This is a genomic window from Rickettsia asembonensis (assembly GCF_000828125.2).
GTDB classification, from domain to species: domain Bacteria; phylum Pseudomonadota; class Alphaproteobacteria; order Rickettsiales; family Rickettsiaceae; genus Rickettsia; species Rickettsia asembonensis.
This window is the reverse complement of the sequence record NZ_JWSW01000014.1, coordinates 1-18,864: the sequence shown is the minus strand read 5'-3', so window position 1 is coordinate 18,864 and position 18,864 is coordinate 1. Positions and strand designations below refer to the sequence as shown.

The window sequence follows — 18,864 nt, the reverse complement described above, 5'->3', positions numbered from 1 at the left end:
TAATTATAAAATTCCATGCAGCAATTTAGTATTTATCAAACAAGCGATGAATTGCTTCTAAAATCGATATTGCTTCTGATAGAAAAATGCTATCACTCTGATCTTAAAAGCGTGATATTAACTGCAGATGCAGATCAACAAGAAATGCTCAATAAAAATATTTGGACTTATTCACGTAAGCAATTTATACCTCACGGAAGTAAAACGGATCCGCAGCCTGAAAAACAGCCGATTTATATTACCGATGAGTTACAAAATCCTAATAATGCTAGTGTGCTTGTTATTATTTCGCCTACGGATATAGGAAAAATTTTACAAGCAAAAGAATATATAAGAGTTTTTAAAAGGATAATTATAATAACCGATTTACTGGAAAATTTAAAAGAATTAACAGTTAAAATAAATAAATTTACCGAGCAGGAAAATAAAATCGATTGTTTTACTCAAAATCTTCGTGGAATGTGGAATAAGGTAGAATAAGCTTAGAGTCTATCTATAAAGTAATTTTAAAGCTAATTAAATTCTTTTTGAAATAGGGTTAGCTATTCCAGCAAAAAACTTATTAATTTTCGCTATAAAATCTCTTTAATTATCAGTTAAAGTTACTTTATAGATAGACTCTTATATTCTTTTACGTACAAATAAATATAATCCGATCGTTAAAGCAATAACTAAATTGGAATAACAAGCAAAAATAAAATCTAGATTTTTTGAAGCAAAATTTTGCAATATAAAATGAATTGAAGTAACTAGCAATACTGTTAAGGCAGAAAATAATACCGGCATAAAAGTTGTTTTTTTGCTATAAGGATATCTCAAAAAAACTGCAAGTGCTAAAAAAGGTAATACAAAATTATATAAAGGCCAAATTATTCTTTGATGTGCTTCAGCAATTAATTTAATTTTTTTAGTAATAGCTAAATCATGAGGAGGGGCAAGTAATTCGCTTATATAATATTCGTTTGCTTCTTTATTATGTTTAGTTCTTTGCGATACTAAAGGATTATCATTTTGTAGTTTTATCATTAAAGAATCGAAAGTTAACTGAGTTAAATTACCGTTTACGTCATATTCTTGTCTTATGCCTTTATTAAGTTCAAAAATCGGGCTATTATCATATATATTAAGAGTACCTGAACCCGCAAATACTACTGATGGGTTATCAGTGTTGCGATTATCAAATATTATTACGCCGTTCATAATATTTCCTGCTGATTTTTTATCTATAAAAACAGTGATATCTTTCGTTACTTTATTAAAAGTTTTCTCTTCAATCATGCTTGAGATATAATTATTCTTTATAAAGTTTAAACGTGATTTTAAGTTTATATGAGATAACGGCAGGATGGTAGAAGATATATAATAAGCAAGTAGCATAACTATTAATGCGATATATAAAGCAGGCAATGCTAGCTGTACATTATTAACTCCCGAAGCTTGTAATATAATTAATTGTCGCTCGACTTTTAAATTATTATAGATATAGATCACGGCAATAACCGTTATTACCGGTAACAGAATAAATAATAAAGTAGGAAGTACTAGAACTATTAAACTGAAGAAGTCCATAACTTTTATACCTTTATCAAATAAGTATAAAAGTTTTAATATTTGCGTTATCCATACTATACTAGTCACTGAAAAAGTAACGACTATAAGCAGTGGTAAGATATTTTTTATAAAGTATTTTCGGTATAGTAGCATAATGTTTGTTTGATTTTTTGATGTCATTCCCATAGTACCGGACTTGTCATTGCGAGGAGTTGAGTTAGCAACGATGCGGCAATCTCATAAGATAATATAAAAAAACTCCTGAGATTGCCATGCCAGCATAAATGCTGACTTACAATGACGAGTCCAGTACTATGGATGATCGGATGGGTTTTGTAGAAACATAACTAAAAACCAAGTTCATTGTGTGAGCCTAATCGTATTAATTCCAATGTGTCAGCATCGGGTTTTCTATAAATTAGTACTAAATCCGGTTTAATATGACAATCTCTACAATCTTTCCAATTACCTATAAGAGCATGATCTCTCATATTTACAGGTAATGTTGTATCAGCAATCAAGTACTTAACTGCTTTCAATAAAATATCGTCCAAATTTATTCCGTGTTTTCTACGTTTTTCACGCTTATAATTACGTTTAAACTGTGCAGTACGTTTAATCATTCTCATTTAAATCGGACAAAAAATTATTTATATTACCAACATGAACTAATTTACCGCTTCTTGCAGCTTTCATTGCCTTAATTGTTTCATCATTTGGGATAAGCGGTTCAAACGGCAATGCTTTTTCACGAGCAACACGAAATAAAAGCATACGAACAGCATCAGATAAAGTAAGCCCCATAGCAGCAAGTACTAAGGCTGCTTCTTCTTTTACATCTTCGTTAATACGGGCTCGCACAATAGAATCAGCAGACATAAAAATTCTTCTTTTAATAATGTAGCTACATTGTAGCAGTTATATTAAAAACTTTCAAGATTAAAAATCAAGTTTTTTATATGTAGTAAGAATTAACTCTCCAACCTTTCTTATTATATTATTTGCAAAGATTCGATAAATTAATTTACCTATCAGTATTGTTATAAATGCAATAGCGATGCCGTAAATTATATCACTTGGGTAATGCATGGCAAGGCTTATACGAGATAAAGACACGAGTATGATAACACAAATCATTAAGATTTTTAACGGTAATTTAATATAATCCCAAATAAAATATGTTACCAAAACGCTAAGAGCTGCGTGGCTGCTTGGAAAGCTCGAAAAGCATCTTTCATTTGCAGTATTTATTATGGTCATGAAACTATCAGCAGGAAGACTGCAATAAGGGCGAGGGAAATTAACTGAAAATTTAAGAGCGGTAAAAATTAAACCGAATACCCCGTATATTATACTGATATCAACTAATTTATTATAATTGTGCCAAAATTTATTTTGCCGTTCATTATCATTTTTAATTTTCTTTAATTGAATATAAAAATATATACAGTATAAAATATATATTAAGGCGAAATTAGCGATATTAAAACAAAACGAAATTATTTTTAAAAAATAAGGTATAAATCCAATATTAGTAACTTTATTCAAAAATAAGAATATTTCTTGATTTAAGCCGCAAAAATTATAAAAAACTTCAAACATCAGTTTAAATATTTATGTTACAAGTAACAATACTTGGGTGTGGAGCATCTATAGGTGTACCGGTAATCGGGTGTGATTGCAGTATATGCTTATCGAATTCAAAGTACAATAAAAGGACTAGATCAGCAATATATATTAAAGATGAAAATAGTCAAATATTAGTTGATTTCGGTTTTGATATTAGAAATCAACTATTACGAGAAAAGATAAATAAGCTCGATTGTGCTATATTAACACATTATCATTCCGATCACGTTAACGGCATCGATGATTTACGGGTATTTACTTTTATGCAAGGTAAGCCATTTGAAATCTATACAGATCACGATAGTACGGCAAAGCTCCATACAAAATTTGATTATCTATTTGATAATAAGTTATTTAAACTTGGGCGACTGCTCACAACTCAATCTGTTAGTTTTTTTGATAAAATTAAGATTAATACTATTGAAGTACAGTTTTTTAGACAACATCATGGACCTATAGATAGTTTGGGCTTACGTATAGGTGATTTCGTTTATTCGCCTGACGTAATAGATTTTCCGCCTGAATCGGAAAAATTTTTAAAAGATATAAAAATATGGATTTTAGATTGTATGGATTATAAATCAAATCCGAATCATGCAGGGCTTGATAAAGTTCTAGAATGGCGTGAAAAATATAAACCTGAGCAGATATTATTAACCAATATGAGACATACGATAGATTATCATGAGATTACGAAAATGCTTCCAAATAATGTTAAGCCGCTTTATGACAGTTATAAATTTACGGTTTAGTTTATGATTATTTTAGAAAAAGTTTGTAAGCGTTACGGCAAAAATTATGCAATTAAGAATATTGATTTAGATTTTACTACTAAAGAAACTACTGTAATAATTGGACCTTCGGGAAGTGGAAAAACTACTCTGCTTAGAATTTTAAATAATTTAGAAGAACCAAGTAGCGGTACTTTTTTGGTAGACGGGAAGAATCTATTATCTAAAGATAGAAGAAAGCTTCGTTTAAAAGTCGGTATGGTTTTTCAAAATTTTAATCTCTTTCCGCATTTAATGGTAGGAGAAAACCTAATTTATACACCGGTAAATGTATTAAATTTGCCAAAGGAACAAGCAATTTCTATGGCAAAGGAATTACTTGCAAAATTTAAGCTAACGCAAAAATTTGACTCATATCCGGCAAGTCTATCAGGAGGACAGAAACAACGTATAGCAATAGCAAGAGCCTTAATGATGAAACCGGAAATTTTGTTATTCGATGAACCGACTTCGGCACTCGATCCCGAAAATATTAAAGATGTTATAGAGAATATAAATTTATTAAAAGATCAAATGAGTATGGTAGTAGTCACGCATCATTTGAAGTTTGCAAAATTAATAGCGGATCGTGTTATTTTTATGGATCAAGGGCAGATTTTGACAAATCAGTCTGCTAAGGAGTTTTTTAATAAACCGGCATCGCATCGAGCTAGGTTGTTTTTAGAGAATATCGGTGATTTAATGTGATATGCACATTTTGTCATTCCTAACTAAAAGCGGGAATCCAGTAAAAAATGATAAAAATAAAAAAAATCATATAAAAATTTAGTATATAATTTGTTTAGAAAGCTGGATTCCTGCTTTTAGCTAGGAATGACATAGAATCAATAAATAATATCGCCATATGAATAAAAAGCTTATCTTATTTTTTAGTATAATATCATTATTGTTATGTTCTACAGTCTTTGCACAGACACGAGTAGAATTACCTCAAAAACTAAAAAGTTTTATTAAAAAACTTGAATTGCAAAAAGACGAATTACAAGGAGGAGCAATTGCAATTTTATACAAAGGTGAAGTTATTTATAAAACAATGTTTGGAAATCAGAAAGGTGATAAAGGAGTTATTACGGATAAAACTCTATTTCCGTTAGCATCGGTTTCAAAAGCCGTTTCAGCAACGGCAATCGCATTAATGGTAGATCAAGGAAGTTTAGATTTTGATGAAAAATTCAAATTACCATACTTAAAAAATACTATTAGTCTTAATAATATTTTAAGCCATACCACAGGTTATCAATTCTCAGGAAATATTGAATTTGAGCAAGGGATGAGTCGCTCAAAGCTTTTAACGTTGCTAAAAAAACAACAAGCTAGTTGTAAACCAGGGCAATGTTATAAATATAGTAATATCGTTTTTAGTTTACTTGAAGAAGCTTTAAATTATAAAAAATCAAGTTTAAATGCTGCAATAGATAATTTGCGTACAACGCTTAAAACGCGAGATATACAAATATTACCGCTAGAGCCGAATATACAACTTGCTTATCCGCATTCTAAAGCAATAATAGATGGACAAGAGGTAATAACATTGCTTCCGTTTCCGCCTTACTACCCAAAGACGGTACCTGCATCTGCCGGTATTTTTGCATCGATAGATGGAATGATTGAAATATTCAAACTTAGTTTTGGTTATAAACCGAATCTTATTTCTAAAAGTACTTTAGATCGTATGTATAAAATAGTAAAATCAAACAAAGATGTTTTTGGATTTAAATGGCAACCGATTTGGCCTATTGATCAAAAAATGATTGAGTCATATTACGCTCTTGGATGGCGTATTCTTAAAGTAAAAGGACGCTCAAATAAGGATTTAATTTTTTCACTCAGGCTATATTAACGGTATTAATTCTTTTATTGGTTTTATACCCTCAGAAGAACTTGGAATTATTATTCTAGTGAACCAAGAAGGTAGTTTTCCACTTAAAAATGGGTTGGGACTTTGGTTTGATTATATGGATTAAAAAAGTTATATTATATGAATAAAAAACTTATAAAACTTATTTTTATAATTTGCAGTACCGTAATTGTAACCGGTTTATTATACAAATATATCAATCAGCATTATCCAAAATTTTTCAAAGAGCCACAAAATATAGGAAGTTTTTGTGCGTCGTTATTAATATTATTTAGTATAATTTACAGTACTATTAGCCAAAATGAAATACGCAGATTTTGTTTGCAATTAGCAATGTGGGCAGCAATTTTTTTAGTTATAATAACCGGTTATGCTTTTAGGTTTGAGCTGAACTATGCTTATCATAGGGTAATGTCTGCTTTGATTCCATCATATAAATGGTCTACTGAAGTCGGAGAAATTATTATAGCTCGTAGTGGGGACGGGCATTTTTATATCAATGCTTTTGTAAATAACGTTAAAATAAAATTTATGGTAGATACCGGTGCAAGCGATATAGCTTTAACTAAAGAAGATGCTCAAAAATTAGGCTTTGACTTAACTAAATTAAAATATACTAGAACTTATCTAACAGCTAACGGCGAAAATAAAGCCGCCCCTATAACCTTAAATAGTGTAGTAATCGGTACGGAATTTAAGAACATCAAAGGACATGTAGGTCTAGGTGACCTTGATATTTCACTACTCGGTATGTCGCTACTTAAGCGTTTTAAAGGTTTCAGGATTGATAAGGATTTATTAATTTTGAATTATTAAACTTCATCGTCATTGCAAGGAAAAATTGAAAATTTTGACGAAGCAATCTCAGGATTTTGGCACGAGATTGCCACGCAGCCTATGGCTGCTCGCAATGACGATTTTAAACCATAAACGCCGTATTAAAACGGCATTTTGAAACCAGGCGGTAAGCTCATACCGTTTAAAGCTCCTGATAAAGAATTTTGAGAATCTTCATCGCATTTTTGCTTAGCATCGTTAAAGGCAACTTTAATTAAATCCTCAAGCATTTCTTTTTCTTCCGGTTTTAACAAAGATTCATCAATTGTAATCTTTTCAACTTCACCTTTACCTGTTGCAATAACCTCAACAAGCCCGCCGCCGGCTTTACCGGTATATCTTGCATTCGCCATTTGCTCTTGAGCTTCTTGCATTTTCTTTTGCATTGATTGGGCTTGCTTTAAAAACTGATTAAAATTTACCATAATTCTATCCTTTAATTTTTAAGTAATATATCTGAAATTGTTACATTAGGAAAATGTTTTTTAATTAAACCAAAATCATTACTTACTTCAATCTTACCTATTAACTGATTCTTTAAGGTTTGCTTGTTCTGTTCCTTTATGATTACTATCTCAAGCTTCTCTTTAGTAAAAGCAGCTAACAAATCTTCTATTTGTTTTTTTATTTTGCTTGTAACTTCAAGGCTTACAAGTTCTAATCTATTATCACTGAGATTTTTAAGTTCTGTGTTATTAAGTAGGAAGTAATATATATCTATCTCATTATTTTTATATAGATATTCAAGAAAATCTATAATTTCAAATTTTTTTTTTATTTCCGGATTAATTGGTTGATTTAAATTTTGATTATTACCGCTAAAATCTGCAAGCAAGGGTAGCGATGTCGAATATATAGATTTTATAACTAACATTTCCGTTTCTGTTAGTTGATTATAGGAAATTTTTATTTCCCCTACTCCCTTATTATATATTTGCCATAAGATTGATAAATACGGCAAGTTGGTTGTATTTAGTAGGTTTTTAGTTCTATCATTAAACGATTCATATATAGGCAAACTATAATTAGGTAACATTTTTACTTTATTAAGATACGCAATAAAATCTGCTACCGATTCTATAAAAATCTCAAGATTAACCGAAAAATCATAAAGCTTATTTATTAAATTTATAGCTTTTTCCGTCTCTCTGTGGATAATACATTCGACAAATTCTATTATAACCGAACTATCAACAAGCCCAAGCATTTGATTAATTATTTGAGGGCTAATTATATTATCGGATTTTGCCGACATACTAGCTGCTTGATCTAAAATAGATACTGCATCACGTGCCGACCCTTCAGATTTATGAGCTATAATTCTAAGGGCCTCTATATCGGTTTTTAAATTTTCCTGCTTAGTTATATATTCAAGTAGCTTAAAAATCTCTTCAAAACTCAACCGCCTTAAATCATAGCGTTGACATCTTGAGATAATAGTTGCAGGTATCTTTTGTACTTCCGTCGTTGCAAAGATAAATATTATATGAGGCGGCGGTTCTTCTAAAGTCTTAAGAAGTGCATTAAATGCTCCCTTAGAGAGCATATGCACTTCATCGATAATAAAGATTTTATGCTTCCCTTGCAGAGGTTTATATTCAGCGGATTCTATAATTCTACGTATATCATCTACGCTAGTTTTACTTGCTGCGTCAATTTCGATTATATCAGGGTGATTATGGTTGTTAAAACTAATGCAGTTTGTACACTGCTCACATGTTTTAATGGTCGTGTTTTCAGTAATTAAAGCAGAGCAATTTACGGCTTTAGCAATAATTCGGGCGGAAGTAGTTTTGCCGACCCCTCTAATACCTGTTAAAAGATAGCCTCCGGTGAGCCTATCATTTAAAATAGTATAGCTTAAAACTTTGACTAATACCTCTTGCCCCTGAAGCTCGGTAAAATTACTAGGACGATATTTCCTTGCAAAAGGAATATACTGATTAGATGAATTTATATCTAGCACGATTTAAATTTTGAAGAGTGATTTGATTTTTTTAGTGTCATTCCCGCAAGGTATAATATAGTTAATTCAGACCCATTTGGTGACAGGCGTGAGAATAATAGGCGAGTCGACGAACAACGAAGCACCAAGTGGGTCTGAATTAACTACTATGCTAGTAATGACCCACCGAATCCCACTCTGGCTGCTTCCTTTCAGACCTGACCGACTAAACAGGCACAATGCCCACTACTAGCATAATTAACATAACCTGTTTATTTTCAAGAAACAATATATTTTTTTTCTATTTCCGATTTTGTTAACCTTTCAGGTGGACCGAATATTTCAGGGTTTTTTAATTTAAACAAATCATCGGAAAATTTTTGTACTTTAGCTATTTTATCAAAAGTAATAGTGACTATATTATTCTCTTCAAATATTTTTAATGCTTCAATTTGTTTAGTAGCTTTATTAAAAGTAATTTCGCTACGCTTTTCCGTTAGAGTATGATAGATAGTAATTTTAGAAATATTTCCTTCATTGATTACCGATTCAAAAACAAAATCCTTGTCAAAATGCTTATTATCTTCTAATAAAAAATTAAATGTATTTTCGCTTCTATTAATACGGCTTACTTGCTCCATATCATAATCATACATCGATACGAAATTTTTAGTACCTATTATAACTAAAGGGAAAGGAGGATAATAATTACATCTAAAATTATAAGGTTTGTGGATTAGTAATTTTCCTTTAACTATTTTACCGTACGAATCTTCTTGAGTAAAATCTATAGCAACCGATTTTATCGTATGTAGATAAGTTTTTAGCTCCGAAATAGCTGTTTTATCATCTGTCCCAAATGCTAAGCTTGAATTCACAAAAAGATAAATAATGATTAGAAAAAATATTTTTTTCATTTTCGTTGTTTTATATTTTAAATTATGTTTAAAATACCTTATGTATTCAGTTAATGCAAAATATAATTTAGTATACTCTAGTATACTCAGGTAGAATTTCAAAAATTGGCTACGTCGTTCTACAAGAGCTGTGGTACTCACGTATTAAGTATACGCTCCGCTCCAAGGACTTTGAACTCCTTGCTCTTTTTGAAATTGCCCTTCGTCTACTGATTCTTCATTTTACTTTGGAGTATATTTATGAAAATCGTTGCTTTAAAAGAAAAAGCCAAGCATGAAACGCGAGTTGCTATAACGCCTGAAGTAGCAGGATTGCTAGTCAAAAAAGGCTATGCGGTTACGGTAGAAAAAGATATAGGGCTTCATGCTGGTTTTCTTGATGAAGAATATGCTGTTCTAGGTGCTAAAATATCTTCGGTACCACTCGAAATTATTTCCGATGCCGATATTATATTAAAGGTGCAACCTTCATCGGTTACGGATAAATATAGTGAGCTTGAATTTGCAAAAAAAGGAGCAATTATTGTAGGATTATTATCGCCTTATTTGAATCATGAATATATAAAAGCGGCAGCTAAAAAAAAACTCATGACTTTTGCTATGGAATTCGTTCCAAGAATTACTAAAGCTCAAAATATGGACGCTTTATCTTCTCAAAGTAACTTAGTAGGCTATAGAGCGGTAATTGAAGCAAGCTATCATTACACAAAGGCTTTTCCTATGATGATGACGGCAGCAGGGACGATTTCACCGTGTAAAACTTTGGTGCTTGGTATCGGTGTTGTAGGACTTCAAGCTATTGCAACGGCAAAAAGACTCGGTAGCATTGTTGCAGGATATGACGTAAGAGCTGCTACCAAAGAGCAGGTAGAAAGCTTAGGAGCCAAGTTTGTTTCACCGGAACTACAAGAAGATTTGCAGGATAAATCAGGTTATGCTCACGAGAGTTCGGAAGATTACAAAGCTAAACAAGAAGAGTTTTTAGCAAAAATTATTAAAGGATATGATATAGTTATTACTACTGCACAAATTCCAGGAAAAAAAGCACCTCTGCTTGTTACGGAAAAAATGCTGGAATCTATGAAGCATGGCTCAGTGATTGTTGATATAGCGACCTCTACAGGAGGAAATGTGGAAGGTTCAGAACCTGATAAGATCGTTACTAAACACGGTGTTACCATAATAGGTTTATCAAATCTTGCTACTAAAATTGCTACCGATAGCTCAAAACTCTACTCTAAGAATTTATATAATTTTCTTAGTTATGCCCTGCAAGACGGTAAATTTAATATGGATGATGAGTTAGTACGTGATATGTTGATTACTAAAGACGGAAAAATTGTAAGTGAGAAATTAAATATATGAATCAATTACCGATAATGGCTAAACAAGCGGCTGAAATTGCCCATAATACTCAAGAATTATCAGATAAATTAAAAGATTTGGTAATAGATACTAGTTGGCAAACAAACACAAGTACTATAGACCCGCTAGTATTTGCTATAACCATTTTTGTATTAGCTTCTTTTGTTGGATATTATGTAGTGTGGAAAGTAACGCCTGCACTCCATACTCCGCTTATGTCCATTACTAACGCTATTTCAGGTATTATAGTTCTTAGTTCTATGATTGCCGCAAGTAGCTTTGCTTTTGGGTTTTCCGTTTTACTTGGGTATTTTGCAACGCTGCTTGCTTCTATAAATATCTTCGGCGGATTTATAGTAACAAAAAGAATGCTCGAGATGTTTAAGAGGAAATGATTATAATGTAGTACCTGCGTTGTTGTATGGACCTGTAAAACCTACTCGATGTCATTCCCGCGTAGGCGGGAATCCAGAAAAATAATTTCAAATATCGATATAAAAGTTATTTATTTGAAAAATAAACCTATAAAAACCTTGGTTTTTATAGGTTTTACTAGATTCCTGCTTTCGTAGGAATGACATAAAACGATTCATACAACAACGCCGGCTTGTCTATGGTATGACAATGAATAAATCAAACTATAACTCTAGTTCTTTATATTCAACGGTAACTACTTCGTATGATTTAGATCCTTTCGGTGTTGTAACTTCTACAAAATCACCTACCGATTTTCCAATCAAAGCTTTTGCTATAGGAGAAGCGATTGAAACTCTTTTTCTAGTTATATCGGCTTCATATTCTCCTACAATAATATATGTTACTTCTTCTTCAGTATCGTCGTCAATCAAAGTAACCGTAGCTCCGAATTTTATGTTATCTCCTGATAATTTACCAATATCAATAATTTCCGCTCTTGCCGTCATATCTTTAAGCTCTTTAATACGTCCTTCTATAAATGCTTGTTTCTCACGTGCCGCTTCATATTCCGCATTCTCGGATAAATCGCCGTGTTCTCGTGCTTCTGCGATATCTTCACTAATTTTTTTACGCTCTACATGTTTTAAATGTTTAAGCTCGTGTTCTAATTTTTCAAAACCTTTAGCGGTGATAGGAAATTTTGTATTCATAATTATATTGTATAGATTTAGTAATTTTAGTATACTATTTTCAATAATATAGATTTCAGCAAGTATATTTGTAATAGTTAAATTTGTCAAATAAGCCTTTTTAATTATTTGGCATTGCCTAAAAATAGTTAATTTTAAATTTAGATGTCATTCCCGCGTGGCGTTGTTGCGTGGATCAATTTCACCTCTGTCAAGCCACGGGGTGACACAGTAGGTTTTACCGATCCACGCAACAACGCCACGCGGGAATGACATCGAACGCGTTTTTCGAGTTATGCAACAACATCAATGCTTTCTTGTAATGATGTAGGTATTATTTTTCATAAACAATAGCAACAAATTAGTAATCCTATGGAAATTAAAGATTTTGACTTTGAGAAAAAGCGTAAAATTTTCCACCTATCGGCTATAATATTTCCGTTGCTTTATTTATTTATTCCAAGAACCGCTATTACGTTATTATTATTTATAATAACGGCTATTACATTATATTTAGATGTATCACGTCATAATAATGCAAAAATTAGTGAATTTGTAACTAGAGTTTTTTCAAAAGTTATAAGGCCACTAGAAAATAACGGTTCTTTTGCTCTAAGCGGCATTAGCTTTATGATGCTCGGTTTTTTCTTAACTGCTCTTCTTTTTCCTAAAAATTTAGTGATTTGTTCGTGGTTGATTTTAATTATTTCAGATTGTTTAGCGGCTCTTGTCGGCGTTAAAATAGGAAATAGCTTAGGTAACGGTAAATCTATAGCAGGTTCTGTTACTTTCTTAGCTTCTGCAATTTTTATAAGTATATTAGTGTATTTCTATTTAGGGTACAATACGAGTTTTATTATTATCATTATAAGCTGCATAGGGGCTACGGCAGCTGAATTTTATTCAAAAGATTTAAGAATTAACGATAATTTATCTATACCGCTTTCTTATTGTTTATCTACAACTATTCTTTCCTACATATTGTAATATAATGAGAGTTGCACCGGAATTTTATGAGTTATTAAGAAACCGTATTAACATATCCGATGTAGTACGGCAAAAAGTAGCTTTAACTAGAAAATCCGGTAACTATGTAGGTTTATGTCCTTTCCATCAAGAAAAGACCCCATCTTTTACAGTTAGTGATAGTAAGAAATTTTTCTATTGTTTTGGTTGTAAAGCAGCCGGTGACGTTATAAAATTTACTTCTAATATTAGCGGTTTATCCTATAATGAGTCTGCTATAAAGCTTGCAACCGATTATGGTATAGAGATACCGAAATTAACTGCGAAACAGAAAGAATTTTATGAAGAATCCGATGAAATTCTAAATATTTTAGAACTCGCCAATAAATTTTTCAGGACACAATTAACGCCTGAAATATTAAATTATCTACACGAAAGGGGTATTACCGAAGAAACAGTAAAAGAGTTTTCAATAGGCTTCGCTCCGAAGAATAATAAATTTGAAAAGTTTTTTCACGATAAAAATATAGATATTATAAAGCTTGGTAAAGCAGGGCTAATCGGCAAGCGAGAAAACGGTGAAATATATAATTTATTTTCTAACCGTATTACTATTCCAATTAGAAATATTTACAATAAAATTGTAGGCTTTGGCGGTAGGGTACTAGGGGAGGGGATGCCTAAATACTTGAATTCACCTGAAACTACAGTATTTCAAAAAAGTGAAACTCTATACGGTGAGCATAAAGCGATAAGCAGTAGCTATAAAAAAAATCACTCAATTCTAGTAGAAGGTTATTTTGACGTTATAGCACTACATCAAGCAGGCTTTAGCGAAGCGGTTGCGAGCCTTGGTACTAGCGTTACTGAAAATCATTTACATAAATTATGGCGTGCCGGCGATGAAATTATATTATGTCTTGATGGAGATAATGCAGGTATAAAAGCTAGCATAAGAACTATTAACTTAGCATTACCGCTTATTAATAGTGAAAAGAAAATTTCTTTTATTAGGTTACCAAACGGACTTGATCCCGACGATGCAGTAAATAAAAACGGTGCTGATTTTTTTACAAAGCTTATAGATAAAAGAATAAGTCTATCAGAAATGATTTGGTATATTGAGTATAGTGGCAAGAGTTTTAAAACTGCGGAAGAAAAAGCTAATTTAGAGAAAAATTTAAAAGATTATTGTAGTAAAATATCAGATAGTAATTTAAAAGCAAGTTATTACAGGTTTTTTAAAGATCAAATATGGCAAAATTTAGTCACAAAGCAGAAGAAAACTACAACTAAAAACTTAAATTCGGTTCCTATAATTTCAAGTCACGGCTATTCAGAGCTTGAAATGCTAGAACATGCTTTTTGTGCTTTGTTGGTTAAATTTCCTATAATACTTGAAGAAAAAGATATTAGAGATTTCATCTTAAATTTGAATTTTAATAATAAATCGCTTGAAGAATTCCGTAATTGGTATTTAAACGAGATTATAGATAATAACGTAGAAGCAAGTGAAATTACTGCAATTGTGGAAAAAACTAGCTTTTTTGATATTTTTTTATTATTATCAAAAACGGATAATTTGTTTTTAGATATCTCATTTAATAAAAATAATATCAGACTGGATTTATTATGGCAGTGGCTACATAAGAAATATTATCTAATAAATTTACAGCAAGAATACTCTATTACCATAAACAGTACAGACAATCACGACTTTGAAAAAGTTTTATTATATAAAAAAGAAATTCTGAAGATTGCAAATGAACTTCAAGTTTTAAACAAATCTTTTATTAATCACACGATAACTTAATTATTTCAAACTTCTTTTAAAAGAAAAAAGCATATAGGTATTTAATGAGCAATAGCAATATAGACAATGATCTAGATAAAATAGATAGTTTACTTAAAAAAGCTAAATCTAAAAAGATACCGGTCACTTATGATGATATAAACAAAGCTCTTCCTCTTAATAAAAATCCTTCAATAAGACAATTAGAGGAAGCTATATTAAAATTTTCCGATGCAGGAGTAGATATTTTAGAATCTAACGAAGAAGATGAAATTAAGCTTAATATCGGAATGGATGAAGAATTTAAGCTATCTACCAATGTTGATAATGAACCTGAGGATGAGGTAGAAGAAGAAAATATAGGTACTACCGATGATCCCGTAAGATTATATCTTAAGGATATGGGAGGCGTCGATCTTTTAACTCGTGAAAACGAAGTAGAAATAGCAAAAAGGATTGAGGAAGGACGTAAAACAATGACTGCTTCCTTATGCAAAAGCCCTATTGCTATGCGTTGTTTTATAGTATGGTATGAAGATTTAGTTAATGAAAAAATGTTACTACGCGATCTGATAGATTTAGAAGCTAACATGTTACATGATGAAACATCCGAAAATGATGAAGAACATAGTAGTGAGACCGAAGGAGAAGAGCATGAGGATAATCACTTATCTATGTCTAGAGTAGAAACGCAGATATTACCTAATATCATAGAGCGTATGAAAAAGATTTCTTTTATTTGCGAAGAGCTACTCATTGAAGCTAAAAAATGTTATGAGAAATCTTTTGAGCCGAAGGTTTTACAAAATAGCAAAAAATATAATAATAATTTGGAATTATTGATAAATGAAGTTTCGGAAATACATTTTAATTCTAAAAGAACAGAAGAAATTTTAGGTAAGATGTATGGAATAAATCGTGATTTAATTAATAAAGAAACAGCCTTTTTAAAACTTGCTGAAAAATACGGAGTAACTCGCCAAAATTTCCTAGATGAATATATAGGATCGGTTATCAATGCCGCATGGAAAGAAAAAATGCTGAAAAATAAAAAAGTCGCTTGGAAAGAGTTAATTACTAAAGAATCGGATTATATAGATCAAATGATTGCCGAATTATTGCTTATAGAATCTAATACCGGGCTTTTAGTTAATGATTTTAAAAAACTAGTGAATACTATACAAAAAAGTGAGAGACAAACGCTACAAGCAAAAAAAGATATGATAGAAGCGAATTTACGTTTAGTTATATCTATCGCTAAAAAATATGCTAATAGGGGATTGCAGTTTTTAGATTTAATTCAAGAAGGTAATATAGGACTTATGAAAGCGGTGGATAAATTTGAATATCGCCGTGGCTATAAATTCTCTACCTATGCTACTTGGTGGATTAGACAAGCTATAACAAGAGCTATTGCAGATCAAGCAAGGACTATACGTATTCCTGTGCATATGATTGAAACAATTAATAAGATACTGCGTACTTCAAGGCAAATGCTTAATGAACTCGGCTATGAACCGACAGCAACGGAAATTGCTAACCGTCTTTCAATGCCACTTGATAAAGTGCGTAAAGTCATGAAAATAGCTAAAGAACCTATAAGCCTTGAAAATCCCGTAGGTGATGATAGTGACGGCGGCCAATTAGGCGATTTTATTGAAGATAAGAATGCAGTAGCACCGATTGATGCAGCAATTCAGTCAAATTTACGAGAAGTTACCACTAGAGTACTTGCAACTCTTACGCCCCGTGAAGAAAGAGTGCTTAGAATGCGTTTCGGTATAGGTATGAATACTGACCATACATTAGAAGAAGTAGGGCAGCAATTTAAAGTAACTAGGGAACGTATAAGACAAATTGAATCCAAAGCTTTAAGAAAGTTACAACACCCTATTAGATCCAAAAAGCTTAATAGCTTTAGAAGCGGTGGAAAGCGTGGTGACGGTAATCCATCAATTTACTAGAGGCGTGATAATATTTGTGCTGTCATCCCGTGGCTTGTTGCATGGATACCAAATCGTCATTGCGAGGAAATTACGAAGTAATTGACGAAGCAATCCAGTAAAAAATTCTGTAAATCAGAATTTTTTTAATTATTTTCTGGATTGCCGCGTCGCTTCGCTCCTCGCAATGACGGAAAAATAGGTCCACGCGGGCAATGCCTCCTCGCAATGACGGCTTAGGTATCCTTTCCGCAGGAATGACAATAACAATCCCCTTATGTATCGATATAAGATTACCATTGAATATTTAGGCACGGATCTTGCAGGTTGGCAAAGGCAAGCAGGAGTAATGTCGGTACAACAAATACTAGAAGAAGCGATTTATAAATTTTCCGGTGAACAAATAGTATTGTTTGGATCAGGAAGAACAGATGCCGGTGTTCATGCTATAGGTCAAGTAGCACATTTTGATCTTTTAAAACATTTAGAACCTCATAAAATTATTACAGCTATCAACTATTTTGTAAGACCTTATGCAGTAGCGGTATGGCGTTGCGAAATAGTCCCAAATAATTTTCATGCAAGATTTTCAGCCACCTCTCGTCATTATATATATAGAATTATTAATAGACCTTATCCATCGGTAATTGATTTAAATAGAGCATGGTGGATTAGTTCACCTTTAGATATTCTAGCTATGCAAAAAGCTGCCGCTTATCTATTAGGCAAACATGATTTTACTTCCTTTAGGGTTAGCTCATGTCAATCAAAATCACCGATTAAAACTTTAACTGAACTTAATATTGTTAAAGAAGACGAAGAAATAAAATTATATCTTTCAGCCCCATCATTTTTGCATCATATGGTGCGTAATATTGTCGGTAGTTTAGTGCTTGTCGGTAAGAATGTTTGGCAAGCAGAACAAATTAAAGATGTTCTAGAAGCCAAAGATAGAAAAGTCGCTGGTCCTACTGCTCCCGCCTCCGGTCTCTATTTTGTAAAAACAGAGTATTAATAACTGTGAAAAATATCGCAGAATTATATTGATAAACAATACCGTGTCTAATAATAGCAGATCATACTATTTATTAAAATTTCATTTAAAAATTAATTATTCTTTACAGAAAATAGAATTTATTTTATAATGCGCGCCAAATTTATAGGTTATTTATTATGAAAAATTCTAAACCTTCCATTGTAAAACATTCTTCTCATATTAAATCTAGCAATAATATAGTAATTACTATGTTATCGAAAGACGAAATAAATAAGTTTAGAACAATTAATCCTACTCTTAAAGCAAATACGATAGTTAAAAATCTTCCATATTTACAAAATGTAAATGCTGCAATAGAAACAATACTTTACCTTTTTAAATATTTAGATGAAGAAGCTGAGAGAATTGTAGAAAAGAAAATCGGCGTAATTGAAATGTTTTTTAATAATTATAAATATGACGAATTTAAAGGGCATGAATTATTAAAAAAGTATAACATACAACAAAAAGGGAATGTACTATTTTATAACCTCAGTTCAAATGTTAAGAACAGTTATACCTTACAAAATAAATTTACTGTAAAATCTCTTGATCCTATAGAAAATATTTTCCTTAAAGTTCAAGCAATGAGTGAGGCATTTTATTATAGTATATTAAACAATCATACCGAAGCAGCAGAAACAATATTAAGCGATATATTCACTAGAGTAAATATATCTTTAACATTAATGCTTAATACAAAGAACTATGCAAAACATAAAGAATGTACGGAAACTCTGTTTTATTTGTTGAAGTTTATGAAAACAGATTTTCAGGTTAAATTTACTAAAGAGTTAGTATCTCACATAAAGTATTATTTTGATATAGTAAATCAGCTTTCTGAGATGTTAATAAATAACAATTATTATGATGAAGCATGTAAACTTTTGGAAGAAACGATTAATAATAATTCTACAGGTAATAATTTTAATAAAGAAGATAAAGGTTTTTGCATTTACCGTTTAGCCCATATTTATGAGGTAAACGGTAATGATAAACTAGCAGAGAAATACTATAAATACGCCTTATCTTTTTTGCCGAACAATGAAAATATAATGTTTAGTTTATGGGCTAATTATAAAATGACCGATAGACATGAAGAAGCAGCTAATATAAAAGGAGTGTTGA

Annotated in this window: 21 protein-coding genes and 1 other RNA gene; 13 read left to right on the top strand and 9 right to left on the bottom strand. The window is 31.5% G+C overall.

What is annotated here, in order from left to right:
- Positions 1-15: 15 nt before the first annotated feature.
- A complete protein-coding gene (locus SB78_RS02705; protein ID WP_041078441.1) occupies positions 16-480 on the top strand; it encodes a DNA polymerase III subunit chi in 465 nt (154 codons plus the stop codon).
- Between the two features lie 141 nt (positions 481-621).
- Here the strand turns inward: SB78_RS02705 and SB78_RS02700 are convergent, their stop codons facing one another.
- From SB78_RS02700 to SB78_RS02685, 4 genes are all read right to left on the bottom strand, one after another.
- The gene (locus SB78_RS02700) at positions 622-1,704 is read right to left on the bottom strand and encodes an LptF/LptG family permease (RefSeq protein ID WP_041078439.1); all 1,083 of its coding nucleotides are present in this window, start codon (positions 1,702-1,704) and stop codon (positions 622-624) included.
- A 194-nt stretch (positions 1,705-1,898) separates the two neighbouring features.
- Complete coding sequence (locus SB78_RS02695) at positions 1,899-2,174, bottom strand: type II toxin-antitoxin system YafQ family toxin (protein WP_458692634.1); 276 nt, start codon at positions 2,172-2,174, stop codon at positions 1,899-1,901.
- A complete protein-coding gene (locus SB78_RS02690; RefSeq protein ID WP_041078435.1) occupies positions 2,167-2,430 on the bottom strand; it encodes a type II toxin-antitoxin system RelB/DinJ family antitoxin in 264 nt (87 codons plus the stop codon). Before SB78_RS02690 ends, SB78_RS02695 begins: the two co-directional genes overlap by 8 nt.
- A gap of 60 nt (positions 2,431-2,490) precedes the next feature.
- Positions 2,491-3,153, bottom strand: coding sequence for a phosphatase PAP2 family protein (locus tag SB78_RS02685; RefSeq protein ID WP_041078433.1), 663 nt, complete (start codon positions 3,151-3,153; stop codon positions 2,491-2,493).
- Between the two features lie 14 nt (positions 3,154-3,167).
- On the opposite strand from SB78_RS02685, the gene SB78_RS02680 reads away from it, so the two are divergent.
- The 4 genes from SB78_RS02680 (at position 3,168) to SB78_RS02660 (ending at position 6,645) form a co-directional block, all read left to right on the top strand.
- The gene (locus SB78_RS02680; protein WP_041078431.1) at positions 3,168-3,932 is read left to right on the top strand and encodes an MBL fold metallo-hydrolase; all 765 of its coding nucleotides are present in this window, start codon (positions 3,168-3,170) and stop codon (positions 3,930-3,932) included.
- A gap of 3 nt (positions 3,933-3,935) precedes the next feature.
- Positions 3,936-4,658 (top strand): amino acid ABC transporter ATP-binding protein, encoded by a 723-nt coding sequence (locus SB78_RS02675; protein ID WP_041078429.1) that lies wholly within the window; start codon positions 3,936-3,938, stop codon positions 4,656-4,658.
- Between the two features lie 157 nt (positions 4,659-4,815).
- On the top strand, positions 4,816-5,811 hold the full coding sequence (locus SB78_RS07775; RefSeq protein WP_241773681.1) for a serine hydrolase domain-containing protein: 996 nt from the start codon (positions 4,816-4,818) through the stop codon (positions 5,809-5,811).
- Between the two features lie 138 nt (positions 5,812-5,949).
- A complete protein-coding gene (locus tag SB78_RS02660) occupies positions 5,950-6,645 on the top strand; it encodes a TIGR02281 family clan AA aspartic protease (protein ID WP_041078427.1) in 696 nt (231 codons plus the stop codon).
- Between the two features lie 122 nt (positions 6,646-6,767).
- Here the strand turns inward: SB78_RS02660 and SB78_RS02655 are convergent, their stop codons facing one another.
- The 4 genes from SB78_RS02655 to SB78_RS02640 all read right to left on the bottom strand — a co-directional run bounded on the left by SB78_RS02655 (position 6,768) and on the right by SB78_RS02640 (position 9,528).
- Positions 6,768-7,091: a YbaB/EbfC family nucleoid-associated protein gene (locus tag SB78_RS02655; protein ID WP_011271665.1), complete on the bottom strand. Its 324-nt coding sequence runs from the start codon at positions 7,089-7,091 to the stop codon at positions 6,768-6,770.
- 11 nt (positions 7,092-7,102) lie between these two features.
- Positions 7,103-8,632: a DNA polymerase III subunit gamma/tau gene (dnaX, locus tag SB78_RS02650; protein ID WP_041078424.1), complete on the bottom strand. Its 1,530-nt coding sequence runs from the start codon at positions 8,630-8,632 to the stop codon at positions 7,103-7,105.
- Between the two features lie 143 nt (positions 8,633-8,775).
- Positions 8,776-8,869, bottom strand: an RNA gene (ffs, locus tag SB78_RS02645) — signal recognition particle sRNA small type.
- Positions 8,870-8,889: 20 nt separating this feature from the next.
- Positions 8,890-9,528 carry an outer-membrane lipoprotein carrier protein LolA gene (locus SB78_RS02640; protein ID WP_041078422.1) on the bottom strand — a complete coding sequence of 213 codons (639 nt, stop codon included), beginning with the start codon at positions 9,526-9,528 and terminating at the stop codon, positions 8,890-8,892.
- Positions 9,529-9,768: 240 nt separating this feature from the next.
- On the opposite strand from SB78_RS02640, the gene SB78_RS02635 reads away from it, so the two are divergent.
- The 3 genes from SB78_RS02635 to SB78_RS11460 are packed head-to-tail and all read left to right on the top strand — an operon-like array spanning position 9,769 to position 11,465.
- Positions 9,769-10,893, top strand: coding sequence for an NAD(P) transhydrogenase subunit alpha (locus SB78_RS02635; RefSeq protein ID WP_041078419.1), 1,125 nt, complete (start codon positions 9,769-9,771; stop codon positions 10,891-10,893).
- Complete coding sequence (locus SB78_RS02630; RefSeq protein WP_041078417.1) at positions 10,890-11,288, top strand: NAD(P) transhydrogenase subunit alpha part 2; 399 nt, start codon at positions 10,890-10,892, stop codon at positions 11,286-11,288. The genes SB78_RS02635 and SB78_RS02630 overlap by 4 nt, the downstream gene beginning before the upstream one ends.
- A gap of 48 nt (positions 11,289-11,336) precedes the next feature.
- On the top strand, positions 11,337-11,465 hold the full coding sequence (locus SB78_RS11460) for a hypothetical protein (protein ID WP_277813948.1): 129 nt from the start codon (positions 11,337-11,339) through the stop codon (positions 11,463-11,465).
- 66 nt (positions 11,466-11,531) lie between these two features.
- Here the strand turns inward: SB78_RS11460 and greA are convergent, their stop codons facing one another.
- Entirely contained in the window at positions 11,532-12,020 is a 489-nt protein-coding gene (gene greA / locus SB78_RS02625; protein ID WP_041078462.1) for a transcription elongation factor GreA, read from the bottom strand.
- 351 nt (positions 12,021-12,371) lie between these two features.
- On the opposite strand from greA, the gene SB78_RS02620 reads away from it, so the two are divergent.
- The 5 genes from SB78_RS02620 to SB78_RS02600 all read left to right on the top strand — a co-directional run.
- A complete protein-coding gene (locus SB78_RS02620; RefSeq protein WP_041078415.1) occupies positions 12,372-12,986 on the top strand; it encodes a diacylglycerol/polyprenol kinase family protein in 615 nt (204 codons plus the stop codon).
- A gap of 4 nt (positions 12,987-12,990) precedes the next feature.
- Entirely contained in the window at positions 12,991-14,778 is a 1,788-nt protein-coding gene (dnaG, locus tag SB78_RS02615; RefSeq protein WP_041078413.1) for a DNA primase, read from the top strand.
- 44 nt (positions 14,779-14,822) lie between these two features.
- Positions 14,823-16,721, top strand: coding sequence for an RNA polymerase sigma factor RpoD (gene rpoD, locus SB78_RS02610; protein ID WP_041078411.1), 1,899 nt, complete (start codon positions 14,823-14,825; stop codon positions 16,719-16,721).
- A gap of 256 nt (positions 16,722-16,977) precedes the next feature.
- Positions 16,978-17,715 carry a tRNA pseudouridine(38-40) synthase TruA gene (gene truA / locus SB78_RS02605; protein ID WP_041078408.1) on the top strand — a complete coding sequence of 246 codons (738 nt, stop codon included), beginning with the start codon at positions 16,978-16,980 and terminating at the stop codon, positions 17,713-17,715.
- Between the two features lie 158 nt (positions 17,716-17,873).
- The coding region (locus tag SB78_RS02600; protein ID WP_041078406.1) for a tetratricopeptide repeat protein at positions 17,874-18,864 on the top strand (991 nt) is incomplete at its 3' end.

Excerpts from the sequence above, each read along its gene's own strand:
- SB78_RS02660 (WP_041078427.1), top strand. The coding sequence starts at position 5,950 with ATGAATAAAAAACTTATAAAACTTATTTTTATAATTTGCAGTACCGTA.
- greA (WP_041078462.1), bottom strand. The coding sequence starts at position 12,020 with ATGAATACAAAATTTCCTATCACCGCTAAAGGTTTTGAAAAATTAGAA.
- SB78_RS02700 (WP_041078439.1), bottom strand. The coding sequence starts at position 1,704 with ATGCTACTATACCGAAAATACTTTATAAAAAATATCTTACCACTGCTT.
- SB78_RS02635 (WP_041078419.1), top strand. The coding sequence starts at position 9,769 with ATGAAAATCGTTGCTTTAAAAGAAAAAGCCAAGCATGAAACGCGAGTT.
- SB78_RS07775 (WP_241773681.1), top strand. The coding sequence starts at position 4,816 with ATGAATAAAAAGCTTATCTTATTTTTTAGTATAATATCATTATTGTTA.
- SB78_RS02695 (WP_458692634.1), bottom strand. The coding sequence starts at position 2,174 with ATGATTAAACGTACTGCACAGTTTAAACGTAATTATAAGCGTGAAAAA.
- SB78_RS02680 (WP_041078431.1), top strand. The coding sequence starts at position 3,168 with ATGTTACAAGTAACAATACTTGGGTGTGGAGCATCTATAGGTGTACCG.
- SB78_RS02620 (WP_041078415.1), top strand. The coding sequence starts at position 12,372 with ATGGAAATTAAAGATTTTGACTTTGAGAAAAAGCGTAAAATTTTCCAC.
- SB78_RS02630 (WP_041078417.1), top strand. The coding sequence starts at position 10,890 with ATGAATCAATTACCGATAATGGCTAAACAAGCGGCTGAAATTGCCCAT.
- truA (WP_041078408.1), top strand. The coding sequence starts at position 16,978 with ATGTATCGATATAAGATTACCATTGAATATTTAGGCACGGATCTTGCA.
- SB78_RS02685 (WP_041078433.1), bottom strand. The coding sequence starts at position 3,153 with ATGTTTGAAGTTTTTTATAATTTTTGCGGCTTAAATCAAGAAATATTC.
- SB78_RS02705 (WP_041078441.1), top strand. The coding sequence starts at position 16 with ATGCAGCAATTTAGTATTTATCAAACAAGCGATGAATTGCTTCTAAAA.
- SB78_RS02675 (WP_041078429.1), top strand. The coding sequence starts at position 3,936 with ATGATTATTTTAGAAAAAGTTTGTAAGCGTTACGGCAAAAATTATGCA.
- SB78_RS11460 (WP_277813948.1), top strand. The coding sequence starts at position 11,337 with ATGTCATTCCCGCGTAGGCGGGAATCCAGAAAAATAATTTCAAATATC.
- rpoD (WP_041078411.1), top strand. The coding sequence starts at position 14,823 with ATGAGCAATAGCAATATAGACAATGATCTAGATAAAATAGATAGTTTA.
- SB78_RS02655 (WP_011271665.1), bottom strand. The coding sequence starts at position 7,091 with ATGGTAAATTTTAATCAGTTTTTAAAGCAAGCCCAATCAATGCAAAAG.
- SB78_RS02690 (WP_041078435.1), bottom strand. The coding sequence starts at position 2,430 with ATGTCTGCTGATTCTATTGTGCGAGCCCGTATTAACGAAGATGTAAAA.
- SB78_RS02640 (WP_041078422.1), bottom strand. The coding sequence starts at position 9,528 with ATGAAAAAAATATTTTTTCTAATCATTATTTATCTTTTTGTGAATTCA.
- dnaG (WP_041078413.1), top strand. The coding sequence starts at position 12,991 with ATGAGAGTTGCACCGGAATTTTATGAGTTATTAAGAAACCGTATTAAC.